Here is a 7,045-nt window from a genome sequence, read left to right as displayed (position 1 = left end):
CCCGGACGGCTACTGTCTCGAGTGCGCGGTCTTGTTTATAACAGAGCGGATCTGGGACCGCACCACCGGACGGGAGGTCGCCACCCTCACCGGCCACACCCGCGAGGTACGCTCCGTCGCGATCTCCCCCGACGGCACCTGGCTCGCCACCACCGGAAACGACGGCACCGTGCGGATCTGGGACCGCACCACCGCCACCGAAACCGCCACCCTCACCCACGGCGTGTCCGCGGTGGCGATCTCACCTGACAACACCTGGCTCGCCACTACCAGCCACGACGGCCTAGTGCAGATCTGGGACTGCGCCACCGGACGGGAGACCGCCACCCTCATCAGCCACACCCACGGTGTGACCGCGGTGGCGATCTCCCCCGACAGCACCTGGCTCGCCACTGCTGGCTTCAGCGGGGCCGTGCGGATTTGGGACCGCACCACCGGACGAGAGACCGCCACCCTCACCGGTCACACCGACATGGTGACAGCGGTGGCGATCTCCCCCGACGGCACCTGGCTCGCCGCCGGAGGCATCGGTAGGACGGTGCGGATCTGGGACCGCACCACCGGACGAGAGACCGCCACCCTCACTGGCCATACTCGCGCCGTACTGTCGATGGCGATCTCCCCTGACGGCACCTGGCTCGCCACCACCGGAAACGACGGAACAGTGCGGATCTGGGACCGCACCACCGCCACCGAAACCGCCACCCTCACTGGCCACACCGGCATAGTGCGTTCGGTGGCGATCTCCCCCAACAACAGCTGGATCGTCACTGCCAGTGACGACAAGACTGTACGAATCTGGGACGCCGCCGGAGAACCTGTCGCAATGCTGCGAACCGACAGCCCCATGAGCAGCTGCTGCTGGTCAGCCGATAGCATCACCATTGCTGCCGGCGGCGAGGGTGGGCTGTACTACTTCCGCTTTCACCCCGGCACGCTATAGCACCCGGCTCGGCTCCACATATGTCAGCTACCAGCCGACACGATGCCGCTCGTTATGCCGGCGGAGATCACTTATTTCTGGGGTGTCGTATTCCTCGTGGTCGAGGGCCAGATCATCCCCGGCCTGCTCGTCGAAGGAAGGACACCCTGCCTCGGCCTGGGCGGCGATCAGCGCGGCGTTCGCCACGGCGATCGTGTCGGCGCACAGGTAGTACTGGTCGACGTGCACGAGCCGAGCCCGAGTCAGCAACTCGTAGCCAGGGTTCACCACCGGGGCCAGGCCGATGTTGCACGCCTCCGACACCGGCAGCGCGACCACCGAGGTGGATAGGTCTTTCATCCGGGTCGTGCCGTCCCCGAGGTGCACGAACGCGTCGAGTAAACCCGGTCCAGGCGTTCACCTCGAAACCGATTGGTCCTCGATGCCGAGCTGCCGGCCAGGTGCTCGACCACCGGCCACGGCGCATCCAACGGCTCGTCCGGGGGGAATCGGCCGATATAGCGCACCGTGCACATCTGGAGCGCGAAGCCGAGCTGGTGATGCGTCGCCGGGCGATCAGATCGCGGTCGACGTCGTCCATGAAGAAGACCCACGCGAGCGCGGTGCGGGCGGCTCCTCGGCGAACTTTCGATGGGTCGCCGAGCACGAACGTCCCCGGCTCAGCCCGCGACGACTAGGTACCCCCCGTTAACGTACCAGTCGTCGTTGACCAGAGCGGTGTACAGGGCCACCTGCCAGCCGTTGCGCTGCTCGGCTTTCCAGATGTTGACTTCCTCGGCAAGGTGTCCGCGAATATCCTCCGGGTCCGCCAAGCCTCGGTCGCGGATTCGGCGGCTCTCGGTCCGTACTTGGGGGCCGGCATTGGACGCGTACACCTCTGCGAGTGCGAGCCGCTCGAAGTGGAACTTCGCGCGGGCTGCCAGAACTCCGGGCATCCCGGGTGGAGGCTCCGCGTGGTAGGTGATCCCGATCGGGGTGCCGCTGTCCTCCGACGGGGGGATGATCCGGGCCGTGAGCCAGGTGTGCTGGTCGGCCTCGTGGTCGAAGTAGGGGTTCAGGGTCTGCTGCTGGGCGTCGACCGGGTTCAGGTCCTGCTTGGTTCCGTTGCAACTTGCGCACGCGGGTGCAAGGTTGCTGGGGGCGACGGCGAGCAACGGGTACAGGCCCTTGGGCAGTTGGTGGTCGAGCGTGTCGGCGAATCGGCAACCGCACAGTGCGCACTGGCCGTCGGGGCCAGACTTCTGCAGCTTCAGGTAGAAGGCGTGGCCGGCACTGCCCTTCTTAGCCATGCGCTTGGTGTAGCCGTTGGTGAGCGCGACGTTGATCGCAGCCTTCTCGCCCGCATGAGCGTGCACTTCCGCACCGGACCGCTCCTGGCCGCCACCACCGCCCTGCGCGGCCCGCAAGAGGAGAGCGAGGAGACCGCCCTCATGCCGGCCCCGGCCGACATCGTCGGCACCTGGACGTGGTCCGAGAACCGCGGCGGCACCTGGCAGAAGCTGCCGATCCTCGGCCAGGACCAGTACGACCTCCCCCTCGCCGAACCCGAGATCCGCTCCGGTTTCCTCACCCTCGACGACGCCGCCCCACACAGCCGCACCGACCACGGCCACCCCGCGGGGTGCCGCGCCGGCCGGGCAGGGGGCCGCCGCGTCCCATGAATCCGAAGGAGAACCACCCCGTGTCCGTCGTGATCCAGACCCAGAACGCCGGTACCGCCGCCGACGATCCGCTGCTGACCTATCAGATCACCACCACCCCGAGCCCGCTGAAGGCATCACCCGAGAACCCGCAGGCCCCCGAGGAGATCGGGGAACTGATCATCTCGGTCGCCCGGCAGAGCGGCACTCCGGCCGACGTCGAATGGATCAAGGTGAAGGTCCCGGCCGGGACGATGGCCCCCGACCTCGCCACCGACCTGAACAAGATCAGTCCCCGGATCAGCCTCTCCGGCTGGACCGTGCGCCTGGACGCGGCCGCCAGGGAGTTCGTCTGCGCGCCCGTCGGCAGCCACGCCCCGATCGGCCCCGGCACCGGGTTCACCATCCAGTTGTCGGACATCCCGATCAGCCGCAAGGTCGGCACTGCCCCGGTCACCGTCACCGAACGCTCCCGCACCGGAGACGCCGACTTCGAGGCCAGGAAGACGATCTTCAACCTCGGCAAGTTCCCCGCCGACTTCTACCTGCGCAACTTCCAGTGCGAACCCTCCATCATCCCCAACGGCGGCGACGTCAAGCTCACCTGGGAACGCTCCGCCAACGCCACCTACGAGCTGCTGTACCCGGGGGTCGACCGCGACGTCACCAACCGCACCAGCCTGCCCATCGAAGGCATCACGTCCGACACCACGTTCTACCTGCGCGGAACCACCGGCGACCCGTCCAACCCCGTCGTGAGGATCCTCTCCACCCATCTCACCGTCCTCAAACCCGACCTCGACATCGGCAACCTCATCGTCAACGGCACCGTCATCGCGAAGGGCGACGTCACCATTGCGCCGGGCAACCAGCTGGCCGTCCCCAAAATCGTCGGGAACGGCAGTCACATCGAAGTGGCCGGCAACATCCATCAGTCGGCCGGCGGCATCTCGGTCAGCACCGGCGGCCTGACCGTCGACGGGAACGCCACCGTGTCGGGCGAGCTCACCGCCACCTCGGTGACAGCCCGCAACTCCCTGACCGCCGGCCTACCGACCGCCAGCGCCCTCCCCGAGGGCATGGCAGGCCACACGGCCGACAAGATGCTGGACGGCCGGGACGACACCTACTACCAGTCGAGGCTCACCCCGTACTTCAACGACTGGGCGATGGTCGACCTCGGGGAAATTCGCCGCATCACCAGGATCGACATCCACTTCACCGCATCCGGGGTGGCCGGAAGGGTCGAAACATCGAACGATCGAACCACCTGGACCCCCAGGGGGGCCATCACCCCGCCGCTGTCCAGCCACACGCTCCCCAACGGCGGAGCCGAGGTCCGGTACGTCCGCTTCCTTGTCGTTCCAGGCCAACTCTTTGTCTTCCAGATCCGGCACTTCATCATCACTCCAGGCGGCTCGTTCACCGCCGGCTTCAGCTCGAGCCGCAGCCTCGGCACCGAGCCAACGGGTTCCGCAGATGCGGCAGCCGTGACCAACGGCGACGGCTCGCCCGCACAAGCAGACACACAGACCTCCGCCACGGATGCGCCTCTCCCGCTCCCGGGCGCGGACGCGGACGCTCAGGATGGAACACGCACATAAGTGCCTGCGCCAGGATGGCCGGCTCCACCCCGGTAGAAGCGCACGGAAGGGCCAGGCCTACTGCCGCTGCGGGTGTCGGACACGGTGGCGAGACACTGCTCCGACCGCTCCCGCAGGCGGAGCCGCTCCCATCCGCCCGAACGCCGGAGGATCGGATTCCGATCGGCGGCCTCGCCGCACAACTCGGCCCGGGGCGGGTGAAGAACCGCGCAGCCTGGACAGCCGGGTGGCACGGCGCTCACCCATGTGCGGCTCCGGCTGGCTGACAGGGACCAAGAGCCACGCTGCGTCCGTGCCGGGCGGCAGAGCAAAGGCCTGCGGTTGGAGACGCCCTGGCACCAGTACGCCCCGCACCGGTATCTGCCGGGGCCGGCCATCGTGCCGCAAGGTCGCTCCGGCCGTGCCCTGTGGTTCGGTCTCCCAGTGCCCCGCCCGTGTGGGCGGGGCACCGGAATGCCGTGGTGGCGGCTACTTCTCGTCCTGCTCCAGGATGTTCGCCTCCAGGAAGTCGGCCAGGCTGCCGACGATCACGGCCGACGCGAGTGCCTTGTCGAGCACCTCCTTGTTCACCGCTTCCGCCTCCTTGCCGCCGTCGGCCTCGGGCAGACCGAAGTGATGGCGCAGGGCCAGCTGCTTGTCGACGACCACGGCGGCGGGCAGCTTCCAGTCCGCGCCGAGGAATTCGAGGAGGGCGGGGATTTCGAAGTCGTCGGCGGGGCCGATGAAGGAGGTGACGGCGATCCAGCCGGCATTCTTGCCGTCGTACTCGAAGTGCAGCTTCTGGTGGCGCTTCTTGGTCGTGCCGTCATCGAGCTTGAGCGACTGTTCGAAGGTGGCGGTCGCCGTGGTGCCCTTCTCCGTGTCCAACGTGACGTTCTCGGGGCCGAGCGCCTTGGCGAGCAGGGAAGTGAAGTCCAGCCACGTCGTCATCGGTCTTCGTCCTGTTCTCTGGATGCCGGGGGTGTGCCCTGCGTTCAACGGGCATACCGTCGCCCGGGTCACGGGCGGATGATGTCGGTCGGGCGCCAACACCTGTGCAGCGCTGACGCAGTGACGACCCATGGCCGATCTCGCCGATTGGGCTCCCGTACACTCGGACGCTGTTCGCCGCCGTGCCGAGCCTGCGCACGCCACCGCCCGGGGAGGGGCCGTCATGACCGTCGTTCGACCGGACGCCGTGGTCGTCGGAGCCGGGGTGATCGGCGCGGCCGTCGCCCTCGAACTCGCGCGCGCCGGGCGGCAGGTGGTCGTCGTGGACAAGGCGGGCGCCGTCGGCCACGGTTCCACCAGCGCCTCCAGTGCGATCATCCGCTTCAACTACTCCACCTTCGCGAGCGTCGCCACCGCCTGGGAGGCTCAGCACCTCTGGACGTCCTGGCCCGACCACCTGCGGCTCACCGGCCGCCGCCCGCTCGCCGCCTTCCACCGCACTGGTGCCGTGCTGCTCGACTCCCCCGAGGTCGCGCCGTCCGAGACCGCCGCCCTGTTCGAGCGCGCCGGCGTCCCGTACGAGCGGTGGGACGCCCCGACGCTGCGCAGGCGCCTTCCCGGGATCGACCCCGGGCGGTACTGGCCTCCGAAGCCGGTGGACGACGACGCCTTCTTCGCCGACCCGTCCGGCGAGCTCGGTGCCCTGGTCACGCCGGACGCCGGGTACGTCGACGACCCGCAGCTCGCCGCCCAGAACCTCGCCGACGCCGCGGCCGAGCTGGGCGCCCGGTTCCTCCTCCACCACACCGTGGTGGCCGTCGACCGGCACGCGGACCGGGTGACGGGCATCCGCCTGGCCGACGGCACGCGGATCGGCGCACCGGTCGTGGTCAACGCCGCCGGCCCGTGGTCGGGCGGCCTCAACCGGCTGGCGGGGGTCGGGGAGGACTTCACGATCGGTGTGCGTCCGCTGCGCGAGGAGGTCCACCAGGTCGCCGCACCGGACGTCCGGACCGCCGACCCGTTCCCCCTGGTCGCCGACCTCGACCTCGGCACCTACGTCCGCACGGCCCCCGGCGGGCACCTCCTGGTCGGCGGGACCGAGCCGGAGTGCGACCCGCACGAGTGGATCGAGGATCCGGACGAGGCCGATCCCCGCCCCACCGCCCGCCGCTTCCGCACCCAGGTGACCCGGGCGGCTCGCCGGTTCCCGGCGCTGCGGGTCCCCAACCGGCCCCTCGGCGCGGCGGGCGTGTACGACGTCGCCGACGACTGGACCCCGATCTACGACCGCACCGCCCTCGACGGCTACTACGTCGCGATCGGCACCAGCGGCAACCAGTTCAAGAACGCCCCGCTGGTGGGCCGCTTCCTCGCCACCCTGATCGACCGCGTCGAGGCCGGTCACGACCACGACGGCGACCCGGTCCGCTACCGCGGCGAGCACACCGGCAACGTGATCGACCTGGGCGCCTTCTCCCGCCGACGCCCGGTCCGGGCGGACTCCGCGCGGACGGTCATGGGCTGACCGCAGGCAGCTCCCGCACGAGGTCCCCGACCACGCCGACCACGAACTCCGGTGCCTCGTGCGGGAAGTCGTGGCCGGTCCCCTCCGGCGTGTGCACCAGCCTCGACGCCGTCGACGCCGCCAGGTAGCGGACTCTGCTGCGGAGGTAGAAGCCGCTGATCCGCTCGGCCTCGACCCCGTCCCGGGCACCGGCCAGCACCGCCTCGTCACCGATGAGATCCCGCGGTATCACCCTGCCGATGGACCCCGCGCAGCCGGTGACCAGGACGTTCTCCGTCCGAGGTGGATCCCTTCCCGGTCACCGGGTGCCCGATGGCGCCCGGTGACCGGGAAGGACGTCCGTTCGTGTCCGGGCGGTCCCCGGCAGGCACCCTGGCGGTACGGCCGGACCGCTCGGCCC

At 69.5% G+C, this 7,045-nt stretch carries 7 protein-coding genes and 1 pseudogene; 4 read left to right on the top strand and 4 right to left on the bottom strand.

Annotation, left to right across the window (positions count from 1 at the left end):
- On the top strand, nt 1–943 hold a 943-nt coding region (locus tag ACFVHV_RS42745; RefSeq protein WP_380359136.1), incomplete at its 5' end, for a WD40 repeat domain-containing protein.
- A 27-nt stretch (nt 944–970) separates the two neighbouring features.
- Here the strand turns inward: ACFVHV_RS42745 and ACFVHV_RS42740 are convergent.
- A pseudogene (locus tag ACFVHV_RS42740) lies at nt 971–1,349 on the bottom strand (Tn3 family transposase); the annotation flags it as partial.
- Nucleotides 1,350–1,602: 253 nt separating this feature from the next.
- A complete protein-coding gene (locus tag ACFVHV_RS42735) occupies nt 1,603–2,298 on the bottom strand; it encodes an HNH endonuclease (protein ID WP_380359133.1) in 696 nt (231 codons plus the stop codon).
- Between ACFVHV_RS42735 and ACFVHV_RS42730 the strand changes: the two genes are divergently transcribed.
- Together ACFVHV_RS42730 and ACFVHV_RS42725 are read left to right on the top strand one after the other, a co-directional pair.
- Nucleotides 2,287–2,604 carry a hypothetical protein gene (locus ACFVHV_RS42730; protein ID WP_380359131.1) on the top strand — a complete coding sequence of 106 codons (318 nt, stop codon included), beginning with the start codon at nt 2,287–2,289 and terminating at the stop codon, nt 2,602–2,604. The genes ACFVHV_RS42735 and ACFVHV_RS42730 overlap by 12 nt on opposite strands.
- Before the next feature lie 20 nt (nt 2,605–2,624).
- The gene (locus tag ACFVHV_RS42725; RefSeq protein ID WP_380359128.1) at nt 2,625–4,187 is read left to right on the top strand and encodes a discoidin domain-containing protein; all 1,563 of its coding nucleotides are present in this window, start codon (nt 2,625–2,627) and stop codon (nt 4,185–4,187) included.
- Between the two features lie 468 nt (nt 4,188–4,655).
- Here the strand turns inward: ACFVHV_RS42725 and ACFVHV_RS42720 are convergent, their stop codons facing one another.
- Entirely contained in the window at nt 4,656–5,117 is a 462-nt protein-coding gene (locus ACFVHV_RS42720; RefSeq protein ID WP_380359125.1) for a hypothetical protein, read from the bottom strand.
- Nucleotides 5,118–5,340: 223 nt separating this feature from the next.
- Between ACFVHV_RS42720 and ACFVHV_RS42715 the strand changes: the two genes are divergently transcribed.
- Nucleotides 5,341–6,645, top strand: a complete 1,305-nt coding sequence (locus tag ACFVHV_RS42715) for an NAD(P)/FAD-dependent oxidoreductase (RefSeq protein ID WP_380359123.1) — start codon at nt 5,341–5,343, stop codon at nt 6,643–6,645.
- Here the strand turns inward: ACFVHV_RS42715 and ACFVHV_RS42710 are convergent.
- Nucleotides 6,635–6,877, bottom strand: coding sequence for a hypothetical protein (locus ACFVHV_RS42710; protein ID WP_380359120.1), 243 nt, complete (start codon nt 6,875–6,877; stop codon nt 6,635–6,637). The genes ACFVHV_RS42715 and ACFVHV_RS42710 overlap by 11 nt on opposite strands.
- Nucleotides 6,878–7,045: the final 168 nt, after the last annotated feature.

This window comes from Kitasatospora sp. NPDC127116 (assembly GCF_042677365.1).
GTDB classification, from domain to species: Bacteria; Actinomycetota; Actinomycetes; order Streptomycetales; family Streptomycetaceae; genus Kitasatospora; species Kitasatospora lactacystinica.
Note: the sequence above shows the minus strand (reverse complement) of the source record. Positions and strands in the feature narration are given on the sequence as shown.